Origin of the sequence: Sporosarcina pasadenensis, assembly GCF_047228845.1 — a bacterium.
Lineage (GTDB): Bacteria > Bacillota > Bacilli > Bacillales_A > Planococcaceae > Sporosarcina.
Window position 1 is genome coordinate 105,961 of sequence record NZ_JBFEGM010000003.1, and the last position, 26,338, is coordinate 132,298.

The 26,338-nt window shown below is 37.3% G+C and carries 23 protein-coding genes, 1 other RNA gene, 1 pseudogene and 1 riboswitch; of the genes and pseudogenes, 23 read left to right on the forward strand and 2 right to left on the reverse strand.

Features of this window, described 5'->3' with window-relative positions:
• Positions 1-67: 67 nt before the first annotated feature.
• The 9 genes and pseudogenes from AB1K89_RS05915 (at position 68) to AB1K89_RS05955 (ending at position 10,165) form a co-directional block, all read left to right on the forward strand.
• Positions 68-1,138, forward strand: a complete 1,071-nt coding sequence (locus AB1K89_RS05915; RefSeq protein WP_413053848.1) for a hypothetical protein — start codon at positions 68-70, stop codon at positions 1,136-1,138.
• A 74-nt stretch (positions 1,139-1,212) separates the two neighbouring features.
• Positions 1,213-2,205: a hypothetical protein gene (locus AB1K89_RS05920; protein ID WP_413053849.1), complete on the forward strand. Its 993-nt coding sequence runs from the start codon at positions 1,213-1,215 to the stop codon at positions 2,203-2,205.
• Positions 2,206-2,322: 117 nt separating this feature from the next.
• Positions 2,323-3,684 (forward strand): hypothetical protein, encoded by a 1,362-nt coding sequence (locus tag AB1K89_RS05925; protein WP_413053850.1) that lies wholly within the window; start codon positions 2,323-2,325, stop codon positions 3,682-3,684.
• 837 nt (positions 3,685-4,521) lie between these two features.
• Entirely contained in the window at positions 4,522-5,253 is a 732-nt protein-coding gene (locus AB1K89_RS05930; RefSeq protein ID WP_413053851.1) for a DUF6414 family protein, read from the forward strand.
• Positions 5,254-6,222 (forward strand): AAA family ATPase, encoded by a 969-nt coding sequence (locus AB1K89_RS05935; RefSeq protein WP_413053852.1) that lies wholly within the window; start codon positions 5,254-5,256, stop codon positions 6,220-6,222.
• A 149-nt stretch (positions 6,223-6,371) separates the two neighbouring features.
• Positions 6,372-6,714: a transfer-messenger RNA gene (gene ssrA, locus AB1K89_RS05940) on the forward strand.
• Between the two features lie 43 nt (positions 6,715-6,757).
• A pseudogene (locus AB1K89_RS05945) lies at positions 6,758-6,951 on the forward strand (NADPH-dependent FMN reductase); the annotation flags it as partial.
• Positions 6,952-7,601: 650 nt separating this feature from the next.
• Positions 7,602-8,816, forward strand: coding sequence for a serine hydrolase domain-containing protein (locus AB1K89_RS05950; protein WP_413053853.1), 1,215 nt, complete (start codon positions 7,602-7,604; stop codon positions 8,814-8,816).
• Positions 8,817-9,130: 314 nt separating this feature from the next.
• Positions 9,131-10,165 (forward strand): threonine aldolase family protein, encoded by a 1,035-nt coding sequence (locus AB1K89_RS05955; RefSeq protein WP_413053854.1) that lies wholly within the window; start codon positions 9,131-9,133, stop codon positions 10,163-10,165.
• A 124-nt stretch (positions 10,166-10,289) separates the two neighbouring features.
• Here AB1K89_RS05955 and AB1K89_RS05960 read toward each other — a convergent pair whose 3' ends face one another.
• Entirely contained in the window at positions 10,290-10,910 is a 621-nt protein-coding gene (locus AB1K89_RS05960; RefSeq protein WP_413053855.1) for a hydrolase, read from the reverse strand.
• 145 nt (positions 10,911-11,055) lie between these two features.
• Between AB1K89_RS05960 and AB1K89_RS05965 the strand changes: the two genes are divergently transcribed.
• The 8 genes from AB1K89_RS05965 to ltaS all read left to right on the forward strand — a co-directional run bounded on the left by AB1K89_RS05965 (position 11,056) and on the right by ltaS (position 19,965).
• A complete protein-coding gene (locus AB1K89_RS05965; protein ID WP_413053856.1) occupies positions 11,056-11,910 on the forward strand; it encodes a LysR family transcriptional regulator in 855 nt (284 codons plus the stop codon).
• A gap of 563 nt (positions 11,911-12,473) precedes the next feature.
• Positions 12,474-13,565, forward strand: coding sequence for an aromatic ring-hydroxylating oxygenase subunit alpha (locus AB1K89_RS05970; RefSeq protein ID WP_413053857.1), 1,092 nt, complete (start codon positions 12,474-12,476; stop codon positions 13,563-13,565).
• A 47-nt stretch (positions 13,566-13,612) separates the two neighbouring features.
• Positions 13,613-15,007: an amino acid permease gene (locus AB1K89_RS05975; RefSeq protein WP_413054020.1), complete on the forward strand. Its 1,395-nt coding sequence runs from the start codon at positions 13,613-13,615 to the stop codon at positions 15,005-15,007.
• Between the two features lie 240 nt (positions 15,008-15,247).
• A complete protein-coding gene (locus AB1K89_RS05980; protein ID WP_413053858.1) occupies positions 15,248-15,682 on the forward strand; it encodes a hypothetical protein in 435 nt (144 codons plus the stop codon).
• A gap of 76 nt (positions 15,683-15,758) precedes the next feature.
• Entirely contained in the window at positions 15,759-16,223 is a 465-nt protein-coding gene (locus AB1K89_RS05985) for a GNAT family N-acetyltransferase (protein WP_413053859.1), read from the forward strand.
• Between the two features lie 133 nt (positions 16,224-16,356).
• Positions 16,357-16,767 (forward strand): hypothetical protein, encoded by a 411-nt coding sequence (locus AB1K89_RS05990; RefSeq protein WP_413053860.1) that lies wholly within the window; start codon positions 16,357-16,359, stop codon positions 16,765-16,767.
• Positions 16,768-16,988: 221 nt separating this feature from the next.
• A complete protein-coding gene (locus AB1K89_RS05995; RefSeq protein ID WP_413053861.1) occupies positions 16,989-17,432 on the forward strand; it encodes an SH3 domain-containing protein in 444 nt (147 codons plus the stop codon).
• A 577-nt stretch (positions 17,433-18,009) separates the two neighbouring features.
• Positions 18,010-19,965, forward strand: coding sequence for a lipoteichoic acid synthase (ltaS, locus tag AB1K89_RS06000; protein ID WP_413053862.1), 1,956 nt, complete (start codon positions 18,010-18,012; stop codon positions 19,963-19,965).
• A gap of 115 nt (positions 19,966-20,080) precedes the next feature.
• Here ltaS and AB1K89_RS06005 read toward each other — a convergent pair whose 3' ends face one another.
• The gene (locus AB1K89_RS06005; protein WP_413053863.1) at positions 20,081-21,529 is read right to left on the reverse strand and encodes an amino acid permease; all 1,449 of its coding nucleotides are present in this window, start codon (positions 21,527-21,529) and stop codon (positions 20,081-20,083) included.
• 108 nt (positions 21,530-21,637) lie between these two features.
• Positions 21,638-21,816: riboswitch (Lysine riboswitch) on the reverse strand.
• Between the two features lie 248 nt (positions 21,817-22,064).
• Here AB1K89_RS06005 and AB1K89_RS06010 point away from each other — a divergent pair.
• The 6 genes from AB1K89_RS06010 to AB1K89_RS06035 all read left to right on the forward strand — a co-directional run bounded on the left by AB1K89_RS06010 (position 22,065) and on the right by AB1K89_RS06035 (position 26,310).
• Positions 22,065-22,682 (forward strand): deaminase domain-containing protein, encoded by a 618-nt coding sequence (locus AB1K89_RS06010; protein WP_413053864.1) that lies wholly within the window; start codon positions 22,065-22,067, stop codon positions 22,680-22,682.
• A gap of 17 nt (positions 22,683-22,699) precedes the next feature.
• Complete coding sequence (locus AB1K89_RS06015) at positions 22,700-23,005, forward strand: hypothetical protein (protein ID WP_413053865.1); 306 nt, start codon at positions 22,700-22,702, stop codon at positions 23,003-23,005.
• A gap of 463 nt (positions 23,006-23,468) precedes the next feature.
• Positions 23,469-23,768: a hypothetical protein gene (locus AB1K89_RS06020; RefSeq protein WP_413054021.1), complete on the forward strand. Its 300-nt coding sequence runs from the start codon at positions 23,469-23,471 to the stop codon at positions 23,766-23,768.
• An 85-nt stretch (positions 23,769-23,853) separates the two neighbouring features.
• Positions 23,854-24,684: a DUF2785 domain-containing protein gene (locus tag AB1K89_RS06025; protein WP_413053866.1), complete on the forward strand. Its 831-nt coding sequence runs from the start codon at positions 23,854-23,856 to the stop codon at positions 24,682-24,684.
• Positions 24,685-24,765: 81 nt separating this feature from the next.
• On the forward strand, positions 24,766-25,245 hold the full coding sequence (locus tag AB1K89_RS06030) for a DinB family protein (RefSeq protein ID WP_413053867.1): 480 nt from the start codon (positions 24,766-24,768) through the stop codon (positions 25,243-25,245).
• A 138-nt stretch (positions 25,246-25,383) separates the two neighbouring features.
• Entirely contained in the window at positions 25,384-26,310 is a 927-nt protein-coding gene (locus tag AB1K89_RS06035; protein ID WP_413053868.1) for an alpha/beta hydrolase, read from the forward strand.
• Positions 26,311-26,338 lie beyond the last annotated feature (28 nt).

Consider the following 26,338-nt stretch of genomic DNA (forward strand, 5'->3'; position numbering starts at 1 on the left):
GAGCGGTCGCCCATAACATAGATTATGAGCGGTTTTTTGGTTTCAATGATGAGCAGCATAAAGTGGAATGTCATATCAGAAGGAATGGGGGATTATTATCAGCAAAAAGACTTCTAAATTTGTAACTGTGTATCTTGATTTGGTTTCTCTAAAGCGTTTTTTTTTCAGGGTGAAGGATAGTGAAGTCTTTAACGCAGTTATTTCTTATACTTTGATGAGAGATAGTTGTTTAATTATTTACCAAGTGCATAAGGATATACTTGGTACGACTGAAGGGATACCCTTTGCTATAAAAGAATTTAGAAATAAAATAAAATTATTTGAAAAGGGTGGTAATCAAAAGATTTATGAGGAAATCTTGAAACAGCAAATTGATGATTTTGGTGTGGCTGCTGATAATATTGGATTTTATCTAGATGAAAAGGGACAAACTATAGGAAGTACTTTATATGTAGGACATTTACTGAGAAGGTTAAAGAGTTTAAAAGAGCATAAAAAAGATGATAAGCCTGGTATATATTACTTGTCTATGGAAGTCGGTTCACAATTACAAGGATTTATTGAGGGATTGGAAAGATCCATTCCTATGCTTCAAAAATATAACTCAAGTGAATCAGGAATAAAGGAATTGGAAGCATTTAAGCTAATATATAAAGATATTAACCATACTATTTTATTCGATAGGAATAACGTAGAAAATGTATTTAAATATAGACTGCTTTTAATTTTACAAGAATCTTTTGGGGTAAGTTGGATTAGTAGGAGTTATAATTCAAGAATAATTGACCGAGATTTTATAGATGATTACTTTCTGAATCGCTTTATTACGATTCGTATGGATAGTATTGTTGATTCCTTGATGAATTTGAAAAAGTTTTCTACTTCTCAATTTGAAGAGCTAAATAATAATGGGCAAGGGGAATTATCAAAAGCACTAGAAGTCTATATGCTAAACAGCTTTGAGAAGGTAGCTGAACTTCGAAATACTATACATTATGATGATGTAAAAACTTTTTATGATTATTTTGTGGAGAATGAGGATTTCATTAACTTGAATTTGATTTTGGAGATAAACAATAAGATTCGTCATTGTATAGATGAGTTTATAAATATCTCAACTCTCCCTACTAGATATTGATTGATGAATAATGGGGCAGAATAGTTGAGTAAAGGAATGGATTACTGTTGTAAATATATAGAGGGGGAAAAATTATGATTTGTAGCTATTGCCAAAAAGATGGACGAATGACAGGGGAACATATTATTCCTCAGGCGCTTCTTGATATGTTTCCAGAATGTGACTTTAATATAAGGTACGACAAAGAAATAAAATACTTTAAAAGTGAAAATATAGTTATCAATGATGTTTGCGATAATTGTAATAACGTAATTCTATCTGAACTTGATTCATATGGTTCAGGAATGGTCCGAGATTATTTTGTAAATACATATGAGGCTGAAGATAAACTAGTTTTACCATACAATTATTCGTTGCTTTCTAGATGGCTGTTAAAAATTATGTTTAATATTGCCAGGACGAAAAAATCAGAAATTCAAACGACGTCGTTTGAATCTAACCTTGATTACATACTTGGTAGAACGGAAACATCTGCAATGCCTATTTCTGTTTTTGGTGGTCTTTCTGTCGATATGACTCCTTTGCCAGAGTTCTTTTTTGATAATATGAAATTAGGAGTATTTTTTAATCCGATATTTGTAAAGGGTAGCCTCATAGAACTCGTAAATCCTCTGGAGAACGAATTCCGAGTAAATAAAGAAAAGGAAAATATGGAATTCAAAAAGTTACTATTATCATGTGTATTGAGATTTGGGTCGGGGATGTTTCTAGTTTTACTTTGGGAAGAAGAGATTACTCCGACTGAAAAACAAACAATGGAAAGATTAATAGAGCATTTATATCCTTATGCGTTGCTAAAAAGTGATTTTGAAAATACTACAATTAAGAGATCCACACATGCTTATAACTATCATCATTATTACATAATTGATACCTCAGCAGGTTTAAGTATGGCTGATCAAACAAATAGTTTTCTTCCTACTAGAAATAATCCATCGGAATTAAGAAAGACGAGTAGTGTAGAGTGGGATCAACACGTTACAAAATTAAGAGAAAACAGAGCAAGTAAACGACAAAAAGAACGAGATAGAAAAAGAAAAAGAAAAAATAAAAAGGTGAAGAACTAGCTTTTTAGATTGCTGTTTCTGCAGAGTTAAAATATGATCTATACTTTAAGGGAAAAGTGAGTGAAGATAATGTACAGGTTTCGAACTGTTTCAAATCTAATTGGGGATTTTCAAGAGTTGGAGAAACAGCAAATATATTTTGCTCACCCTGAACAACTAAATGATCCAATGGAAGGTATGCGTCTCTATTATTGGCAAGGAGACGAAATTGTATGGAGGAATTTACTGAAACATTACCTTTTATGTTTAGAACATATGATACTTCTTGCAAGATTAACCGATGAAGATGAACAGCTTAAAAAAGAGGATATACCGGTATTTAAAAGTTTCGACAGTTTGCCGACTGAATCTTATAAAAAAAGAATTCAAGAGATTTATGACGTTTTCTTTTCCAATAATTTTGTGGAGAATTATCTCCAATTTATTATCGTTAATCCAAATAAAATATATGAAGAAGAAATGTTTGTACACCTTAAATTACTGTCTAACTATGCTTTGGATGCAATTTTAGAGATTGACATAAAGCACGGGCTAGTCCCTGACTCTTCCGAGAAAGGGAGAAAAAGAAGAGACACTGAAGATTTTTCAAAAGGGTTTACTGGCGTTTGGGATGAGTTAAAGACCGATCTTAATGGAGAAGAAAATTACAAAATTCTTATGCAGGTAATAAGTGAATATATGAGAGAAATGGATCACCAGCACCTATACCAGTTAAAAGATAGTGTTAAAATGCGAAATATTTTTATTGAATTTCCACAGCTTTATTTAGATGCAATTAAGAAGCTAACATATCCGGAAGCGTATATTGCGTGTTTTATGGATAGCTGTAACAACTCATCAATTTGGGGTTCCTATGGTGATAATCATAGAGGAGTATGTTTAAAGTACAAAGTTGCAGACGAACAAAACCCTGTGCTGAATTTAAAGTCTATTATTGGTTATTCCTCAAGTGGCAAGACATATGGTTACAGAAAATACCCACTCCAAAAAATCTCTTACTCGACAGATTTTGAGGAACTTGATTTCTTTAGGAATATCGGAAGGATTCCTATTAATCCTTTACTTAATCAATGGTATATGAATGAAGCTGGTGAACTTAGTGAGTGTGCAGGGCATATCAAAGAAGATATGGAAGAAGAAATGGAAGAATGGAGAAAGAATCATTGGGAATCATTTGAAAAAGCATTTCTTAAGAAACTACCAGAATGGTCAAGTGAACGTGAATATAGAATCATTTTGAGTAGTGTTTTGGATAGCTTTACTAATCCGCAAGATAGACTGTTAGAGTATGAATTCGAAGATTTGGAAGCTATAATATTCGGTTTGAGAACGCCTATAGACGAAAAGAACAAGATAATCGAATTGGTTTCTAGGAAATGTCAAGAGCTTGGTGTTCAAGAATTTAATTTTTATGAAATGGCTTATTCAACTACAAAACAAGAGATGTATCAAAGGAAGGTATTGACGGTTAACAATTGAATTATGAAATTTGTACTCGCACACAATAAGAAGTCTGCATACTGTGTTTCACACCTTTGCACTTATTAATCTAGGAGGAAGACCTCCATAAAAAAAGTCGTCCTCCCAGAATTTGATAATTACATTTGTACCTACTTCAACCACTCACTGGTATAAAAGCCGTTTAATTTGGTGTTGTTGATCTTTGATCATCTAAATTATTAATTCTTTGGAAGTTGTTTTGCTACTATATAACATCATTCTCTTACTCCTCTCAATTGATAAGTAATTTTGGCATTTGCCGAGTATAATTTGTTTGAAAAAGAGAGGTATTATTAATCCTTACATTCTTTGCCCCCGCAACGAATTTAATTCAAACGTAGTCAAAAGCGTAGTCAAACATTTGCAATAGCAACTATAAACCCTTATAATCATTGGTATTATAGTCTTTCTCGAAAGGCGGGGTTCGACTCCCGCCGTCTCCATAGTTATTGTGGAAAACAGTAAAGATAAGAAGCACAAATTCTCTATATGGGGGATTTGTGCTTCTTTTTGTTTGAATCATATTGGGAAATTACGTTCGCATTTCTGCTCTTGAATGATAGAATAAAGGATGTAGCTACATGTAGCGAATTGGTGGTTGGCATAGTGTTTCCCCTTCAATAAGTAGACAAACTAAAAGTGTCACGACCTGTTTGAATGTCTGTAGGATCCACTTTGTGTGGGCATGTGTTTTAAGGAGACATACGAAGAAAAGATTATACCAATCCAACTGGTAAGGGAGTGTATAGATATTGAGTGAGAATCTAAAGAAAATAGTCTACTTTGACGAGACCTCTGCAGTGGACTTGCTTCAAATTGAGAGAAAAGGTATTTAAAAGAACAATTGAACTCGTTAATGAAGTCAGTGGGGGGGCAAATGCTGATGCTAAAGCTTCTGCTGAGGCAGGAAAACAAAGCGCTCTTAAATTACTTGTTGAAAAAGCGACAGGACTAACCGGTAATGTTCAAGCAAGCTTGGGAGCATCTGGAGGATTTCATGGGGAAAGAATCGCCAAAACAATCATAGAAAATACCCTACTTTACGATTTTTTGGACAGTGTTGAATTTAGAAAAAGAAAGCCATTATTGGATATTGTAGATGGGTTTAAATTATCAGTAGATAAAGAGTCAATGACATATTACGCTATGATAGCACCGATTACTCAAATGATGGATGGTCATCAACGAATTGATGACGTCTCTAATATAACAATGACTGTTTCAAAAATGAATGAAGGAATTAGAGGCACCAAAGGTTATTATGAATTAATTGGTGAAAAAGCAGATATTACTAGAGTATTTCGCTTTAATATTGATTCGTTTAAAAATAACTATCGTATACAAGATTTAAGGAGAATGAACCTAACACTTTACTCAATCCATGTTGGGGAAACGAAGCTTGCAGATTTAAAATTCGAAACTGAATTTGAGCTTAATGCGCAAAAGAATGAAATTGAGTTCAATGGGTTTCATGGTGAGGAGCCAAAACTAGAAATTTCCGATAAAGTTATACCTGTGTTTGATGTTATCCTAGCAGGGGTGAAATAAATGGAGAAAATTGTTCTTTTTAAAGGGTCAAAGAAAGACTTTAATGATTTACTCTCTAATGAGATGGTTAAAGAATATACACCTTTTATGGAACTAGTAAGACAATACAATGAAAAGATACGTGCCAATGATTGGGCCGCTACAAAAGAGGTAGGACAATATAATAAGGAAAAGATTGAGAACGTGGTTATTTATGCTGATGACTTTTCTTCAGTAACGAGTCATGTTATCACTAATTTTCCTAATATTATTATATTAGGACATGATATTGAGAATCTTTATATTCAAAATGCCCCCAAAAGAGTAGAGTATTCACTTCGGGTTGAATTTGAAGATGTTATTGAAGATAAATCATCTAATTATTATGAGGCTTCAGCAGAGGAAATCGTAAAGCTATATGGGATTTTGAATGCGGGAGAGGTTATAGGGCAAGATGATGCTAAAAAGCAGACTTGTGTTGGCTTGTATAAATCAATGGTATTGAGGGAGAAGAGACCTCTTGTACTTCTTTACTATGGTCCATCTGGAGTTGGTAAAACGGCACTAGCAAAAAATATTAGTGAGTTTTATCATGGAAAGTTAACACGTATTCAATTTTCTATGATGCAAACTGATGAAGCGTATAAATATATCTTCGGGGATGAACATGGAAAACCTTCGTTAGCAAGAGATCTTCTTGCTAGGGAGACTAATATTATTTTAGTGGATGAATTCGATAAGGCTACACCAGCCTTATATAATGTATTTTATCAAATGTTTGACGAGGGAGAATTCGAAGATATCAATTATAAAGTTGATGTTTCGAATTGTATTTTTATTCTAACATCAAATTTTATTGATGAAAAGCATGTTGCCGGAGTAGTAGGGTTTCCAATATTTTCAAGAATTGATACTAAAATTAAATTCACTCAATTAACAAACGATGAACTTAAGCAAGTGATCGAAAAAAAACTTTTCCGATATTTGTGAAAAGTTAAGTGAAAAGGATAAAAAAATTATAGAAAACTCCAAGCTGAAAGAAAAATATCTTGAATCTGTTGAGATATTTAAAAATATTAGATTACTTGACAAGTTTATTGAAAATGATGTGTTCAATATTTTGTTTGAGAGTAAATTAAGGGAGTTTAGCTAAGAGTAATCACTATTTCGTCGAAGGCTCGACTCCGTCAGAAACGGCAGTTAATAATAACTGGCAAAACAAACAACAACCTAGCATTCGCAGCGTAAGCTGATGAATCTGCCTAGCAGTTCAATCGCCCATGTGGAATTGTTAGGCTCACCTATTAGTGGGATACGGTAACGGTCGCCTACTGAGGCCGTTGACAGAGATGATCAGGATAGCGCTCAAGACGCCTTGATTGATGGAAACGTGCGTGCAAATCGCAAGTAGTGAATCTACACGCGTAGACGCTGAAGTAGCAGAGCCTTTGGACGTGGGTTCGACTCCCACCGTCTCCATAATTATTATGGAAAACAGTATTGAAAAGAAGCATGAACTTTCCAGCCAGTGAATGCTTTTCTGGATAAAGTCGTTAGCTTGTTTGTTACGGCGGGCACATCTAAACATTATCTGATTGCAGAACAACAACTTAAGCCCAATCTTTCTTATATGAAGGCACAAATCGTGCAAACGTATGTATTCATTGAGGAAAAAGATTTCTTGAGAAAAAAATGATCAATGATGATGTGTTGTTCCAAAATCGAGAAAAAACTCTTTGGCTCCAGAGAGATCATTTACGATTATACCCACATGATCTATTTTTTTGATCCTCAAATTTCATACCTCCATGTTCCTGTTATTCAAATTTAGGTTTACTATTTACTTTCCTTTTTCATATGGATCTTCCAGAAAAAAAGTAACCACCCTCCGCTCACCGACAAGGAAGCAGAGAAGTTACTCTTCTGAAAAACTCTCGTATTACAGGCCAACCGCACTTCATACGAATGTCAGCTGCACTAACTGAGTGTCGACGCACTCAGTCTTTTTTAGTATACGGACAGTTTATGATAAACATACAGCCAATACACATGTTCTAATAACTTGCCTTCAGTTTCACATTGAATGTTGATTTGTTTCAAAACCTTAAGAGTACATTATAAATTATCTGTAAATTCAGAGGACATAAAGCGGATTTTATGCTAATCTTAATGAAAATGGATAAGCATGCGACTGCAACGTAATATAAATTTGGTTTTAGATGCCTATAGTAAATCTTTTGCAGAGTGTTGATATTGATGAATGTTCTTCAACTTTTGGGTGTGATAGTAAAGACTGCCGTTTCTTCAAGTTAAATCGTTAGATAAACTATAGAATGATAAATTAGAAGTCTGAAATTAAGGAGAAACTTATGCAAAGAAAGATTGGTATCTTAATTGTAGTATTAGTTCTTGTGTTTTTTTCTTATATGTTAATAATGCCTGATTATAAATCATTCACCTATGTAGGTAGGGCGGCTTTCTGGGGGGAGTCTGATTTTTACGATCATCAAAAGTTTGCATTTAGGCAGATTGAGAAGGCGAATGACAGCCATACGTTCGAATATGACTTGAAAGAAAGTAATATCGATGAATTGTTGATGGATATTAACTATGACTATAAGCAAAAAAGGTATTCGATTGGCGATGCTAAACAGTTCTTTACTGAGACTGATACAACATCATTTATTATCATTAAAAATGACAAAATAATATACGAAAAATACTTTAACGACTCTTGTAGGGAGTGTATAAATACGTCTTTTTCTGTAGCAAAGTCATTTGTATCATTTCTCATTGGTAAAGCAATAGAGGATGGCTATATTGAGAGTATTGAAGAGCCCATTACTAATTATATACCTGAATTGATTAATAAAGGTTTCGAAGAGATTAGTATTGAACACCTTTTAGAGATGTCCTCTGGTATTAGTTATATTGAAGGACGCTTATTGTTTGGCGATGATGCTAAAACATATTATTCCCCTAATCTAAGACGTCTGGCTTTAGAGGAAACCAAATTAGTCGATAGGCCAGGCGAAAAGTTTCTATACAATAATTATCATCCTCTTTTGTTAGGAATAATTTTAGAAAGTTCAACTCAAAAAACAATTTCTGAATATTTACAAGAAACATTATGGATACCAGTTGGAATGGGCTATTCAGCGTCATGGAGTATTGATAGCAGAAAACATGGGTTTGAGAAAATGGAAAGTGGGATAAACGCCAGGGCTATCGATTTTGCTAGGTTTGGAAAATTGTATTTGAATAAAGGTAACTGGAACGGAGAACAGATTATATCAAGCCAATGGGTAATTGATTCCACAAAAAAGAAAGGGAATATTAATGACTCCTACTACAGTTATACCGACTGGGACTTTTTCAATCGCGACCAAGGATATTACAAATATATGTGGTTAGGATACGAACGTGAAGATGGAGATTATGATTTTTTTGCACATGGCAAATATGGTCAAGTTATCTATGTTAGTCCTAAAAATAACGTTGTAATAGTTCGTACTGGAAAGACAACTGGAAAAGTAGATTTTTGGCCGGAGATATTGCTTGAATTATCTAGTAAACTAGAATAACTCTATGCTGTTCTAACTTTGTGAAAGGATGCACTTAAAGTAACGGGTGGTTTAATTCAAGAAGGATTAACGTTATTTTCTGAAGAAGTAAACAGTGATCGGCGTTGAATGTTGTATTGTTTCAGAACCTGGTACCCTGCACTAATAGGTTTTTAGATCAGTAACTCCCGCCGTCTCCATAGAAAATACAACACGTATAAGCGTGACTTTAAGTATATCTTTGTCTCTATGGCAAAGATATACTTAATTTTATTTTCAGGACAAGATATACTCAAAATAGGTTTAAAATTACTGCAAGGGTGGATGGATTAGAAATGATACGTTTTGAAAGTGATTATGCAGAAGGTGCTCATATACAAATTCTGAATCGACTACTGGAAACCAATGAAGAACAGACGCCTGGCTATGGTATGGATGAATATTGTGAAAGGGCCAGGGGTTATATTAGAAACGCGTGTGATGTAGAGGATGCAGATGTACACTTCTTAGTTGGCGGAACACAAGCAAATACTACGATTATTTCTTCCATATTGCGTCCGCATCAAGGAGCCGTTTCTGCAATTACGGGTCATATCGCAGGACATGAAACGGGAGCAATTGAAGCCACTGGACATAAAGTGCTTACTTTGCCGAGTGATGATGGAAAAATCAATGCAAAACAAGTAAAAGAATTATTTGATGCCCATTGGAATGATGCTACTCATGAGCATATGGTTCAGCCAGGTTTGGTTTACATTTCTCACCCTTCCGAGAATGGGACGACTTACAGTAAATCCGAATTAGAGGAATTAAGCAAAGTTTGCCGAGAATGTCGTTTGCCATTATTTATGGATGGAGCTCGATTAGGCTATGGTCTCGCTTCAAAAGACAACGATCTATCTCTAAGTGATATTGCAAGACTTTGTGATGTGTTCTATATCGGCGGAACGAAAATAGGAGCATTGTTTGGTGAAGCGGTTGTAATCACAAATGATGATCTTAAAAAAGACTTTCGGTATATGATTAAACAAAAAGGTGGGTTGCTCGCCAAGGGGAGATTATTAGGGATCCAGTTTGAAACCTTGTTTGAAGATGGCTTGTACTATGAGATTTCCAAGCATGCTGTGGACTTGGCGATGATGATTCGAGAGGCGTTTGTTGAAAAAGGCTTTTCATTAAGATATGATTCCAAGACGAATCAACAGTTTCCCATTTTACAGAATGATGTGTTGAGTGAGTTTAGCAAGAAGTATTCTTTTTCTTATTGGGAGAAAGTCGATGATACACATAGTGTTGTGAGATTTTGTACGAGCTGGGCTACAAAAAAGGAACATGTTGAAAAACTGATTGAGGATATTAGGAATATATAAAAGTTAAAAAGTTGGAGATTAGGTCAGATTGGATTTGCCTAATGCTCCAACTTTTTTATTTTTATCACATATGATGAATTGTCAATAATCCTTGCACACAGGTATTTTAATAAACAATCATTAGTTAATGTACTATTGATCGCAACTTCTTCATTTCTACAACACCTTTATCAACGGACGTCTCTATATACCCGACGATTTGATCAAAGGTAAACACAAGAAGTTTCTCGTTTAAAACGTAGTCTTTATCATACTCCATATCCCCAATGACAGAAGGCAGGAATTCCATTACTTTCTTCGAGTCTACTTCTTCTAAATCTGGCGCGATTGTAATTTGCGACAGACTATTTTTCAATTCATCCTTAAGCCCATAGTACTCTAACAATTTTCCGTTAAGTAGCTGAAAGTCATTATGATAGCGTTTGAAAAATTCATGATCAGCCTCCATTCTGTTCTTAAGCCATGGAAGGTAAAAGCCCTTAAGCCAAATGTCATCCGCTATTAAATGTGTAAAGTAGCCCAATACATAAAGATTTTTAGCTTCATCTTGGTATTTCTCCAAGAAAGCCATATAATCAACGTATCTTGAATAGTCTTTCAAGTCTCCCGCAAAGAAGTGGGAAGTATCCTTGGTTGAAACGGCGTCAGGAGCTACACCACCAATCAGAAATGGAACCTTATCTTCTATCGACAGTTTCTCAGCTATTTTATGTGCAATGATTACATGCATGATTCTTGAACCCATAGTGATCCTCCTATTATCATAAATTTATGAATTAACGCTAAATGTTCTGGCAATTTCTATCGTAAACGACTACTATGAATCTGTAAAATTGATTTATTGAATGTTTACAATCGAAAAGATTGATTGTCAGATCGGAGGATCATTAATGGATATAGAGCAGATCAGGGCTTTTTTAGTTATTAATGAAACGCGTAATTTTACGAAAGTGGCGGAAATTCTTCATATTGCCCAGTCGACGATTACAGCAAGAATACGAACGCTGGAACAACAGATCGGAAAACAGTTGTTGCTGCGAAATAATAAACAAGTGACTTTGACAAGGGCGGGAGAGTTGTTTGTACCCTATGCCGAACGTATGAATGAATTAGTCCAGATAAGTATGGAAACGATTCTGCTGGAAGATCGATTTACGGATAAGTTAGTGATTGGGGGACCTTCATCGATATGGAATTACAAGTTCCATACCGAAATATTAAATTTCAAGTCGAGTCATCCCGAGATTGCTTTGGATTTAATGGCTCATACAAATGAAAATACAATACAAAAAGTCATTGATGGAACGATTGACATAGGTATTGTCTATTCGAGGCCGCGCCATCCAATGGTTGATTATGAACTGTTACAGGAAGATCATTTTGTATTAGCGGGGAGAAAGGACTTCGAGATGATTAATTTGAATTCATTAAGAGGCGGGGATTTTCTATTCATCGATTGGGGTAAGCCTTTTATGACGTGGTTTAATGAAATCGTAGGCCCCTATTTTATTCCCGCTTTCAAGATCAATCAAACAGCCCTCGTAGTGAATTACTTAAAAAACGGGGATTATTTTGGATTCGTACCGAAATCATTCGTTGCTCCGCATCTTGAAGATGGGGGACTGCAAGAGCTGGATCACAAGTTTTCTTCGAAGTTGCCTAGTTTCAAGACTTACGTTATTTATCTTAAAAACAAGATGAATCGGTCGGCAAGCGATTTGTTCCTTGAACGGTTGAGGAAATAAGTGATACACGATATAGAAAGGCGTAGATCAATAAAACATTATGGATGAGAACCTATTTAGCTGTAAAATGAAAATGTCATAAATAAGCGGCTCAATGGTGATTAAGCATTGTGCGTAAAAGCAATTTAATAACGGTTCCATTCATCAGGACAAGATGATTGGAACCGTTTTTTAGTTGGAACTCAGAGTGGAAGCAATAACAGAAAAAGAACCATATTATCCTTTATACGTTCCATTGCTCACTTGTACTCTTAATACCTCTCGTACATCCTGAGCTTCTTTCTTTGTTTTAAAGCCATGTCAGCTTGTCTTGTCATCATGTCATCTCTTCTCCTGTTACTGGATCAACGCCAATAGATAAAACATCAAAAATTATAAGCCAAATGGTAAACTTTGTGATACTATAATATTAATTGAAAGAATAATAGCAACTTTCAAACGCAATCTCTTTAACGAGTGGGGGGACAAGTCTATAGAATCGATTCTGTAAACGCAATATCGTTCATACACTAGTAGGAAAGTAGATTGGATTTCGTTCATTACATGAAATGGAGGGTTCATCAATGAAAAATGAAGTAAGCGTTAGCGAAAAATTGAGTGAAGCACATACATTGCCATCTTGGCTGTATACGGACCCGGAAGTGTTGGACTTTGAATTAAAAGAAATCTTTGCGAAAACCTGGCAGTACGTCGGACATGTTAGCGAATTCAAAAAAACGGGCGATTATATTACAACTGAAATTGTAGGCAAGCCGATTTTTGTGACATTGGGCAACGATGGGGAGATTCGCGCTTTTTATAATGTCTGCAGTCACCGGGCCGCAAAGCTGGTCGAAGGGGAAGGGAATAAGCGTATCATCACTTGTCCGTACCATGCTTGGTCTTACCGGCTGGATGGGTCGCTTAACCGCGCTCCGAATATGCAAGGTGTCGAGAACTTTGATGAATCTGCTTTTTGCTTGCACGATGTCAGATTGGAGATTTTTGAGTCGTTCATCTTTGTGAATCTCGATCCGGATGCAGAATCAATGGCAAAGACGTTCGGCGGATTGTTTGAACATGTGAAAAAAGACAATTTGGATCAATTCAAGAAGACGCGGGTGAAAGAAACGATCTGTCATTCGAATTGGAAAATCGGTATCGATAATTATTTGGAATGCGATCATTGTCCAGGTGTCCATAAATCACTCGTTTCCAAAGTGGATATGAAGCAATATGAATCGAGCCTACACGACAATTACGTGTATCAAGCGACTCCTCTCAAAGGGCAAGACGCTGATTTCGAAATGGGACAGGGCGGGAGATACTACTGGCTTTATCCGAATATGTGGTTTTCGTTCGACCCGGGCCCACCTAACGTATCCATTCACCAGTCGATTCCGATTGATCATAAAACTACGAAATACGTCTATACGACTTTTTTCATGAACGATACGATCACGGAAGAGGAAGAAGAGCTGATGGCCGTCGATCAAGACGTACGCCGGGAAGACAAGGAAATCTGTGAAGTTGTCCAAAAGGGGATTGAAACGGGTGTGTACAAACAAGGCAGATTTTCTTTGACCGAGAACTGTGTCCACCATTTCCATCTTCTCATGCAACAAAGACTAGCACCATTTTTGCCATTGAAGAAAGTTGAGTCCGAAGTTTTGTAACCGCTTTCATTAATAATCAAAGTCAATGAGGAGGATGGTGAATGGAGATGAAGACGATGCAAGAGAGTCCGCAAAAGCTTAGGCGGGAGATGAAGAGCAGACACTTATTCATGCTATCGCTTGGGGGCGTCATTGGAACCGGCCTGTTTATCGGTTCGGGGTATGCCATTGGGGAGGCCGGGCCGATCGGTACAATTTTAGCCTATCTAGTAGGTGGGCTCCTCATGTATTTGGCCATGGTATGTCTAGGGGAATTATCCGTCATCATGCCGGTTTCCGGTTCTTTTCAGGCGCATGCGACGAAGTTTATCGGACCTGCATCAGGATTTGTCATCGGTTGGGTGTATTGGTTGAGTTGGGCACTTTACGTCGGTCTTGAATTTATCGCGGCGGGCTTGTTGATGGGCAGATGGTTTCCCGATGTCCCCATATGGATCTGGTGTGCAATATTCGTCGTTCTCCTGTTCGCCATCAATTCGCTTAGCACGAAAAGCTTCGCCGAAACGGAATATTGGTTCGCAGGCATAAAAGTTTTAGCGGTCATTCTGTTCATCGGTATCGGCTTTTGTGCGATGTTCGGTTTGATTACGATGGATGGGACGCCGACTCCTTATCTATCGAATATTACCGGAGATGGTGTTTTCCCTACAGGGCTGACTGGGGTCTTCATCGTTATGATGACTGTCATTTACGCATTCCAAGGCTCTGAAATCATGGGTGTGGCAGCGGGGGAAACGGAGGAACCGGAGAAGAACATCCCGAAGGCCATCCGCAACATCGTTGTGCGTGTCCTGGTGTTCTACGTATTAGCGATTTTTGTCCTGTCGGCAATCGTCCCATGGAAAGAAGCGAGTGTGCTGGAAAGCCCGTTCGTAACTGTTTTTGATATCGTCGGGATTCCATACGCCGCCGATATTATGAACTTCGTCATCTTGACGGCCATCCTATCCGTCGGGAATACCGGACTATTCGCTTGTACGCGGATTCTTTACTCATTGGCCAACGACGGGATGGCGCATCCGATGTTCGGGAAGCTGAGCAAACGGGGCGTTCCGATGAATGCGCTGCTTGTGACTCTTGGATTTGCGCTTCTATCCTTGCTGACAAGTGTCATTGCGGAGACCACACTCTTTGTCGTCCTTCTATCGGTCAGTGGAATCGGGGGGACGATTACGTGGATGGCCATCGCGATCTCTCAATATCGTTTCCGGAACCAGTATGTGAAAGACGGAGGAAAGCCGGAAGATTTGAAATTCCGGGTCCGCCTGTTTCCATTCGTCCCGATCCTTTGTATCGTTATTTGCGCATCGTTATTCGTCTTCGCCGCATTCGATCCGACGCAGCGGGTGTCACTTGCTTTAGGGTTCGGTTTTATCGGGTTATGTTATTTGTATTATTATTTGAGGTATACGCGAAAGAGGAAAACGGTACTTTCTCAGTAAGAGAAGAGGAAAATTCGGAGTGGCAATAGTTTTAGGAAGAAATCAAATCCACCTGGCGCTAGGTAAGGCCCCCTAGCGCTATAGTGGGGATGAACCGACGGGGGATTAGGACTCCGAAACAGGAAAGCTAATTGACCTGTTAGAAACACTTCGCGAGGGACAAGAAGTGACAGAGGGTTATTTTGCGACTGTGTTGAATAAGTTATTATTAAAATGCGTTTTTTCGAGGGAGGGAGTTAAGTGAAGAAAATAACTACTTTCTTGATTGCAATAACGCTTTTAATAGCTTGTTCAGAGACTACGTACAACGATTATAAATTTAGTGGAGAAAGTGAGCATTGGGAAGCTGAATACTCCTATAAAGGAACGGAAAAATGGGGAGAAAAAAACGGGCAAAGAACATATTCGAATGAAGATAGTTATCAATTTGTTTTAAAATATAAAGGTTCTATAGAAGAGTTGTCTTCTTTAAAAAAACTTGAATACTCTTATGAAACTAATAGAGGTCATGGGAAAACTACTGAGGAGTACACAGACCCCCCATCCACTCGAACATTTTCGTCTTCAGGAAGTTCAAAAGGCGGGGCAAAAATACGTGTAGATGAAGTTATAAAAGTAAATGTAAAATGGGATGACTTTGAAGAATCATTTGAACTGCATAATGACAGTAAGTAACTTTGTTAAACTAACAGGTGTTCTAGAACGTTAAGAAAATTTCATCGGTACATTGCAATGACAAAGGGTGACTAGGATGAAAATCGATTTTTTATCAAACCATACTGATAAAATAGTAGAAGCCTCTGAAATGATCTTTAAAGAATTTGTAATAAAAACGGGAAGTGATATGAAATTTGAAGATGTTGTTAAACATTTTTCAAATACAAAGGATAATGAATTCCCGATAACTCTCATTGCTTTAGAGAATGGTGAATGCTTAGGAACTGTATCAATATTTGAAAATGATTTAAAGACAAGGGGTATGTATAAACCTTGGCTTGCATCTCTATACACGAAACCTGAGTATCGTAGTAGAGGAGTAGGGCAAAAGTTAGTAGCCAAAACCATAGAGGTAGTCAAAGAATTAGGATTTAAAGAACTTTATTTAAGAACAGAAGATGCATCAGACTATTATAGAAATAGGGGATGGACTTATCTTGAAACTGTTTCTCATGATAAATACGAAAAAGTTGATGTATTTAAAATAAAGTGCGTTTAATGGGGGCTTTACTTCAAGAAGGAGTAAAGCTTTTTTCTTATTGAACTAACGGGGCAGTTTAGTTGAAAAGTGTATAGAACAAATAAGTAACTTATTTTACCTTAGTCAGTCTAATGGTACGAGGAGGGATAACGTGAGAGTACCAAGGTTATTTTTAAGTTTGGTTTTTTTGATAATGTTAACTGCTTATGGATGTTCCAGTTCATCAGGTTCTAGTTCATCAGGTACAGGTAAGTTAGAAGTTCATAGTCCTGGAAATCCTAGTGCCGAAGAAGTTCTAACATCAGACCCTGAAGCTGATATATTTCAATTCGAGGGTTTAATTTACGTTAATGGAATTGACTGGGTCGAGGAATTAACTTTAACAAAGGGTGCGCAAGTAGGGGAAATCAAAAAAAGAAATGATACAGATACAAACTTTGAAAATGAAATGTCAAATAAGCTACCTGTTGGTGCAAAGATTTTTTCACCTATCGAAAAGAAAGGTCCTATTTTACTCGTGGAATCCGAAGGAAAAATCTTGAAGTACCATGCACTTATATAGGGTTAATGAATTTTCCTAAATTCCGAAACAGGCGCAATTGTCGTTTATTTAACTAACGGGTGCTTTACTTTAAGTTCGTTGAACTGCTTGAGGGCTCATTTCTTATTCAACTAACGGAGCAGATTAGTTGAATGAACAAAAAGGGTTTTTATGACAATCCATTAAAGGAGTTTTGTCCTTTTTGTTGAATAGGTTAACTACAAAGAAGAGAGGTGATGCAAATGAAAAAGGGGATTTCTATATCAGTGATTGCAGCAGGGTTTGTTTTTGCTGCTTTTTCGAACGCTTTTGCTTCAGAAAAAAGGTTGTCTTACACAGACAGCTCAACTACACCCCTTTCAGAGTCGATTTACCAAAGTGGAGACGTAATTTCTGTTACAGACACTTTAGCTGACAATTATTTTCATTTAGTATACAAGAATGGTAAGGTCGTTCTTTTTCCAGATCATAGCCAAGATGACCCAAACAATAAAGATAGAACGGTTGTAGTGTACTATCAAGAGTTCGAGAAAATAAAAGAAACAAAAGAAAAATACGATTACGAAGAGGATATTGAAGGAGAACCGTACATAGGGTCTCTAAGATTGTTGCAAGCGGAAGCTATGGCTTCTGGAAATGGTTGGACAGCTACATTCAGTGGAAAAATCTCTAAATCGGTCGAGTGAATTATAACGACAATTAAGTGCACCTAATGGATGGGCTTTTTTTGCTGAAAACTTCTACTTTCACTAACGGGTGCTTTAGTTCAGTAAGAGTAGTAAGATGCTTTTCTGAAAACGCTCATTTCTGAGCGTTTTTACATTTAACTTAAAATACATTGGATACGCAAGACAAATTGGAGATGACCCTTTTACCACACAATTTTTACTCAATAACAAAAAGGTATTAATTCCAATAACAAATTAAGCACACTCAATAATTGCATTTTAAATAAAGCTGAAAGGACACGATTTACCGTGGCCTTTCAGTTTTTTTATAAAAATTCCAGGCTCAAAAAAATTTGAATTTAATCGGAAGCTGGCACTCAAACTTACAGCGCGAGCCGTAAGTAGTCAATCTACACGCATAGACGCTTACGTATTGGAGCTTTTGATGTAGGTTCAATTCATCTTGGAAATCTTATCAACTTGACGCAAAAGCTAAAGAGGAGTATTATATTTTAGCTGTAGAAAAAAGTTAATTTAAAACAATATTTTCCATAGATCAGAAGTGAGATAAAAAAATTAAAAGGTTGGTGTTTACATGAGAAAACAATGGAATGTCAAAGCTTTTCTTTTACACAACTTTTTAGGAATATATGCAGTAGCTGTATTGATGTTATGGATGAAAACATATATCACTCAAACCACACAATTTGAATTAGGGGTAGAAGGACCTCTTCAACAATTCCTTTTACTCCTAAATCCGCTTGGTTCAGCATTGCTATTTCTAGGAATTTCTTTGTTGTTTAAAGGAAAGAAAAAATATACAGTGCTCGTCGTCATGTATACGCTCATGTCGATTCTTTTATATGCGAATGTCGTCTATTACCGGTTTTTCAGTGATTTCATTACAATTCCTACCCTTATGCAAACGCAGAATTTCGGGGATTTGGGCGGCAGTGTTCTGTCCTTGCTAAAACCTTATGATATTTTGTTCTTTGTGGATGTATTCGTCATGATGTATCTTCGATTTTCACGTAAGGTACAAAAAGAGACAAATCGGGTAGGATCTAAAAAAGCGACCGCCATTATTGCTGTCGCATTAGTCATTTCCATTATCAATCTAGGACTCGCTGAAGCGAGTCGGCCGCAACTGTTAACTCGCGGCTTTGATCGAAACTATATTGTGAAATATCTAGGGCTGTATAATTACACGATTTATGACTCGGTGGAAACGGCGGCAGCGTCATCGCAAAGAGCGTTGGCGGATAGCAGTGATCTTACAGAAGTGATCAACTATACACAATCTGCTTACGCCGAACCGAATCCGACCTATTTTGGGGTAGCCAAAGGAATGAACGTCATCTATTTGCATTTAGAATCATTCCAAAACTTCCTGATCAACTATAAATTGAACGGAGAAGAAGTTACACCGTTTTTAAATTCATTAACAAAAGATGAGAATACAGCGTATTTCGATAACTTCTTCCACCAAACGGGCCAAGGCAAAACGTCCGATGCGGAATTCATGTTGGAGAACTCCCTATTTGGACTGCCGCAAGGATCTGCTTTTATTACGAAAGCACAAAATACGTACCAAGCCGCCCCAAGTATCTTAAAGGATTATGGGTATACATCCGCTGTCTTCCACGGTAATAACGGCAGCTTCTGGAATCGGAATACCGTCTACAAAGCATTTGGATTCGACCATTTCTTCGATGCGAGTTATTATGATACAAGTTCCCCAATCGACATGGCCGAATACGGATTGTTGGATAAACCGTTCTATGACCAATCTGAAAGTCTGTTGAGTTCACTGCCGCAACCTTTCTATTCGAAATTCATTACGGTAGGAAACCACTATCCGTATGCTATGAATCAAGACTTAGTGACAATCGATAAAGCCCAGACTGGGGACGCTAGTGTGGACGATTATTTCCAAACTGCGCGGTATACAGACGAAGCGATTGAAAAAGTCTTCACTCGTTTAAAGGAAATGGGCTTATATGATAACTCGGTCATTGTTCTGTATGGCGACCATTATGGTATTTCCGAGAATCATAGAAGAGCGATGGCAAGAGTCTTAGGAAAAGAAATTACCCCTTATGAAAGTGCGAACTTGCAGCGCGTCCCTTTATTCATACATGTTCCTGGAATGAAAGGCGGCATCAACCACACGTATGGTGGCCAAACAGACCTTCTTCCGACGTTGCTGCATTTGCTTGGAATTGATACGAAAAACTTTGTTCAATTCGGTTCCGATTTATTCTCGAAAGAGCATAATGAGGTTGTCCCGTTTCGTAATGGCGATTTTATCAGCCCGACGATCGATTCAATTAACGAAAAGTTTTATGATAATCAAACAGGCCTACCACTTGACGAGCGTCAAATGGAGCGTGCCAATGCTTTGAAAAAAGAAGTGGATTATAAATTGGAGCTTTCCGATAAAGTCGTGAATGGCGACTTATTAAGATTTTATACGCCAAACGGGTATACACCTGTCGATCCTTCTCAGTATAACTACACTAAAGATGCAGGTGTACAATCAAACGAATGACATATCGCAACAGAATAAGCATGTTCTCTCTGATCGGAGAGGGCGTGCTTATTTTTTGCATTAAAAAACAGCCGAATGAAGAGGGGAGACCTCTCACATCCGGCTGTATTTCATATCATTTACTTTCAAAGTCACAGTCCTTCAATGGAATCAACTTTGTTTTGTACTTCACTTTATAAATTAGCCAAACGATCAAGAAGAGGGGGAGACCGATATAGGAAACGAGTGCGCCGTTCCAATCGATTTCTCCGCCCGTAAAGGCTTGGAAGTTTTGGCCGGCAATGATGAAGATACATAGGACCAGGGCCAACAATGGACCGAACGGGAACCATTTTGCGCGATAAGGAAGATCCGACAGATTACCGCCTTGCGCAATATAGGCCCTTCTGAAACGGTAGTGACTGATGGCAATCCCAAGCCACGTAACAAATCCAGCCATCCCCGATGCGTTCAACAACCAGACGTACACCGTACCGTCCCCGAAGAAAGTGGAGAGGAAGGCAAGGGAGCCTACTAATGTCGTGGCGATCAACGCATTGACCGGCACGCCTCTCTTATCCAATTTCCCTAAGAACTTCGGTGCATTCCCACTGCGCGCCAAATCCCAAAGCATACGCGTGGACGCATACATGCCCGAGTTACCCGCAGATAAGACGGCGGTCAAAATGATGGCGTTCATGACAGAAGCGGCAAAAGCGAATCCAGCCCGTTCGAAAACGAGTGTGAATGGACTGACAGAAACCGACTCACTCAATAATCGTGCATCCGTATACGGAATAATCATCCCGATGACGAAAATCGCAAAGACGTAGAAAAGGAGGATGCGCCAAAATACGGAGTTCACCGCTTTCGGAATCGTCTTTTCCGGATTTTCACTCTCACCGGCAGCGACTCCAAGCAATTCTGTACCTTGGAATGAAAAGCCTGCTGCCATGAAAATACCTAGGATGGCAAAGAACCCTCCGTTGAACGGTGCATCGCCAATCGTGAAGTTCGTAAAGCCGATCGCTTCGCCGCCCATGATGCCAAAGATCATCATAAACCCGGTAATGATGAAGATGATGACCGTCACAACTTTAATGAGTGAAAACCAGAATTCGGCTTCGCCAAAACCTTTGACGGACAAATAGTTGAAGCCGAACATGATCAGAAGCGCAAGTCCGCTCCATAAGAATGAAGGGCTCTCGGGAAACCAGAATTTCATGATCAATACCACCGCCGCCAGTTCCGCGGCAATCGTAATCGCCCAGTTGTACCAATAATTCCAGCCAATCGCAAACCCGAATGCCGGATCGACGAATCGGGTGGCATATTCTTTAAATGATCCCGCCACAGGCATATAAGCCGCCATTTCAGCAAGGCTCGTCATCAGGAAGTAAACCATGATCCCGACGGCGACATACGCCGCCAATGCCCCTCCCGGCCCTGCAGTATGGATTGCCCCGCCGCTTGCTAAGAAAATCCCGGTTCCAATCGAACCTCCAAGGGAGATCATCATCAAATGGCGAGCTTTCAATGTCCTCTTCAATTGCGGAGTACTCGTAGATGTTACATTGTTCTCCATGTTGTCCACTCCTTTTTGTGACGGAAGGTCCAATCTAACTAGTATAACCCAAAATAAAAAACAACCATCGAAGAAAATCGACGGCTGTTGGATAAATGCGTTAATCCTTCCGAAGATAGTTCTCCACGTTGAAAAACGTGACAATGATGTTCCTATTCGAAAACATCACCAGCCTGGATATCCAATGATCTATCCACACTTCGGCAACTTATCCTTTCAAACGGAGTCAACAATCTCAGAGAATCTCGTCCGTCCTACTCTTATAAGCAGCAACCTCTATCCCATCGGTGAATGGGAGTATTTAATTAATGTATAAATTATAGTGCGATATCATTCATAATGCAATGGTAAACATTGCACATTTACGGCTAACCATTGTAGATAGGGGAGTTTAGGAAAGGTTTATAGGTTTATTGATCGCGCATATTTCCAGTAAGGATCTGTGCCGGGTTTTGTAAAAGATTCATTTTAAATATCTGAAAAGTGTGTTTAAATAAAATGAGAGAGTAAAGTATAAGAAAAGGGGAATGGAATAGTGGGGAGTCTAAATCTACTCGAAATTGATTACAGTGATGAATTTGCTGTAGAAGTAAGAAAGACACATTACAATTTAGTAACAGCAATTGAAAAGCAAGTTGGAAAGAAGTTGCCACTTAGAGTCAGACGAAGAATCCTCTTAGGAAACAATTTGGCGTACATGTCGTTTAAAGGAAAAGCTGCAGGGCAAGAATTAGAGTTTATTTTATGGGCACATAGTGCTATCAACTGTAAATCAAAGTTGACCGAGGAATTTAATGAGTTGTTTAGCTTATATTATTGTATCCCGAGTGATAATCCCGAAATTCCTTCCGGTTCAGTGAACGAAAAAAATAATACCCTAACATATAATGAACATATAAACGAAGATTTTGAAGGGAATCCAATTTACAACAGAAATAATGACTCGGAGTCTAAACTTATTGAAACATTTTTGGAAAAGGTGGGGAAAACTGAAGTTGAAGGTGAGCTGTTTATTTATACAACTTTAGGGCCTTGTCTTAGTTGCGAAAGGAAAATAGCAACCCTCCTAAGTCGTTACTACATAGATGAGATGGAGAATTTAAATGCTAATGTATGGTACTGTACTGACTATAGCAACAAAAATTTTATTTAATAAACGGAGGGATATATATGAATGCTACATATAATAAAACACGTGATTTAATAAAAGAAAAACAATTAAATGTCCTAAGTAATTTTAACTTGGAGTTGATGAAAGTGGCAATGTTTAATGGTCATGACCCTTTAGATGATTTACTTTCGATGGAACTTGATGAAGTATTAGATTTAGTTAGAGAGGCTTATGAGTATTATATTGAGGAAGAAGAATGCACCCAAAAAGTAGCGAAGGCAAAAGCTTTAGAGGAAGTTACTTTATGGTATTACGGTAACGAAGGTAAAGAATTAAATTTAAGAGAAAGAGTAAATGAATTATAATGCTTACTTGTTGGTAGGCACTTATAGGATAAAACTTTCTGTCGCAAATAAGAATTTCTCACAAAAATACTGTGCACGGAACTGATAAAATAACCAATTGTATCAAATTGAATGAAAGAACGAGACATATTCAGTTCGAGGGTGTCTCGTTTTTTCTGCGGACTTAGACCTTCGTTTTGAATTAATAATTCTAATACAGGAATTACTCAGCTCAGCTTTTTAATCAAAGCATAGAAAAGCTTGGCCGGATAAAATATATTAGCAAGCTACATTCTAAAACAGCGGCCTTTGAAACAACATTCGAAACTACCGATAGAGTTATCTCGGCACATTTCCTGAATAAGGATCTGTGCCTGTTTTAATTTGGGTCGTTTGCTTGAATGATTCATTGGAACTTTTTGCGTCATGAACCGTATTACTAATAATCGGAAAAATACGGAGGGGATATTTTTTGACAAAAGAAATGAATATGCCCAAAAAACACAGCTACGGTAGCTACATTTCACTGCTTATAGGAGTTGTTTGTTTCTTTATCGTTTTCGTGGAACCTACAAAAATTGCAAATGTTGGATACTTGGTTGGCGATACGATAACGCTTTTCCTCACAGCTGCGGGTATTTTATTATCAATTGTTGGCTTGGTGAAAAGAACGGAGAAAAACACCATACCGATTATTTCATTACTACTATCTTCATCCTTCTTTCTCTTTTGGATAATCATGATACTTTTATTGTTCACTGGGCAAATCCCATTTGCACCATAATGCAGCAAACCTGGAATACTAATATGAACTGATCGATATACCCGAAGCTAAATTGAATAAGATTAAAACAGAAGATGGTGAGAGTATGACACTAAAAACAGAACTGAAAAATTTAGATAAAACGTTACAACATGGCAATTTAGATGTTCTTATTGAAAGAATGCTGGAGAATATAGGGTCAATCGACTTGGAACTGAGGGATACACTAATTTATAATTCATTTGGAAAACTAATTATCGAAGACTATTTAACAATAAAGCAAATGAATTATATCCTTGATGTTTGTTTAAGAAACTTATTCCTGAATATTGACCAACATGAAGATGACTCAGTTTTTAGCCGTTCTTTTTCCGCTTTAGTTATTGCCCTGATCTTAAAGAAAGATAAAGAAAAGCGATTCCTGTCAGATGATACTCTGAAACAATTATTTGAAAAGAGTATTGAATACTTAAATCTTGAAGAAGATATACGTGGCTATGTAGTTGGGAAAGGATGGGCTCATAGTATTGCTCATGGAGCAGACTTATTAACAGTTGCCATAAGTCACCCGAATTTTACAATTACGTTCTCTTCTGAATGTCTTGAAACAATCAAACTATGTTTATTCAAAATTAGCACGAAAGAAGTACCGTATGTTGATGAAGAAGAGGAAAGACTCGTTTTCGTAGTGGAAGCACTTCAGGAGAAAGGCATAAGTGATAATGAAATTGAAGATTGGTTATCCACTATTTCTGATGAACTAAATGAACTATATGAAAAAGAAGGATATAGTTTAAATTTCTTTTGGAAGAAATCCAATGTAATCAACTTCTTACGAGCATATTATTTCAGACTGCTGTACAAAAATGACTGCTTGAAATTACGGGAGAGTCTAGTGGAAATTTTAGAGCGGTGGCATAAACAAATCTACAACTAAAAGCATTTAAGAATTTCTATACATACGTGCACGATAATCGAATAAAATAATGCTGTACAGGCCAAAGGGGATGGATTTGTCATGTTATATAAATTGTTTAAATACAATTGGCAAGTTAGAGACGAATGGGTTGAATGGTGTGAAAGTCTCCCTATAGAAGAACTTACTAAGATACGGATTGGTGGAATGGGAAGCATACTTTATAACTTATTTCATGTAATCGATTGTGAACAAATATGGATTAATCAACTACAAGAAACACCAGTTATCCAAAAAAACATGAAGACAATAACAAGTTTGGATGAAATTAAAGAGTATTCTAGACAAACGAAAAAAGTAAGTGAGAGTTTTATTAAAAAGTTTGAGAAAAGCGATGAAAGAAGATTATTTACCTTTACTTCGAAAAGTGGTGAGAATAAGCAATGGACTTACGACAAGGTGCTCTATCATATTGTTACTCATGAAATTCACCATATAGGCCAATTGTCTATCTGGTCGAGAGAAATTGGAATGAAGCCAATTTCTTCAGATTTAATTTTTAGAGATATTGAAGGAATTTAAGATAAATGTTTTCAAGTAACAGCTAAGGCGTCCATTTAACGGAAATACAACCATTTCGTTGGACACAGGCTTATGATCCGGAAGATATATATGGGCAATAATCGTCAATGTATCTACTAAGCTAATCGGGTAGAAAAGTTGAAGAGGGATATTTTAGGGGGAATAAACATTATTTCAATAATAAAGGTAAAACAAAAGAAAATGGAAGTTCTCAGCAAAGGCAACAAAGGAAAAACGATTATCATACTATCAGGGATGGGCTGTTCCTTTGATGAATGGTACAACATTACAGAGACCTTAGCTGAAACAAATAGAGTAGTTATGTTTCACAGACCTGGACTCGGTAATAGCGAAATTCGGAACGAACCTCGTAACACGGAAGCTGTCGTTGAGGAATTAATTGATCTATTGCTAGTTCTTGAAATAACGGAGCCTATTATTTTAGTTGGTCATTCATACGGGGGTTTGTGTGCACAACATTTTGTTAAAAGTCATCCTCAAAAGGTTGCAGGATTAGTGTTGGTGGATTCCACTTCGGAGGATTTACGTGAGTTAGATGAGTTAAGTTTACCTGTATTGAATAATTATGATACAGATAAAGTCTGGTTAGAGAAATGTAAATCCTATTCCTTGATGGAACAAGAGCAGTTAAAGAGAATGATAAACCCTAGTATTCCAGAAAAGTTAGAATTAATTCCTGAAAAGGTTCAACAAAGATTATTAGATTTCCTAGTAAGGCCTTCTCTATACAAAGCGATGTATTCTGAAATAAGCAATTGGAAAAAAGATGCCGAGATGATTAAGTCCATAGAAACGACTCTGAATGTACCACTAATTGTTTTAGGAAGAGATAAAGAGTTTAGCATTAGATTGGAGATGCAAGATGGGCTACCAGAAGAAGAATTAAGGGTCTTTGAAGAAAAATGGGAAGAACTCATTACTAGACAGGGTAACCTTTCAAACGATAATAAAATACTATTCGTCAACGGTTCAACACATTATATACATATTGATAGACCTGACATTGTCATTCAATCAATTTCTGAGATTGTGAACCAAATATAAGTATAGTAACAAGTTTCTTATTTGTTTC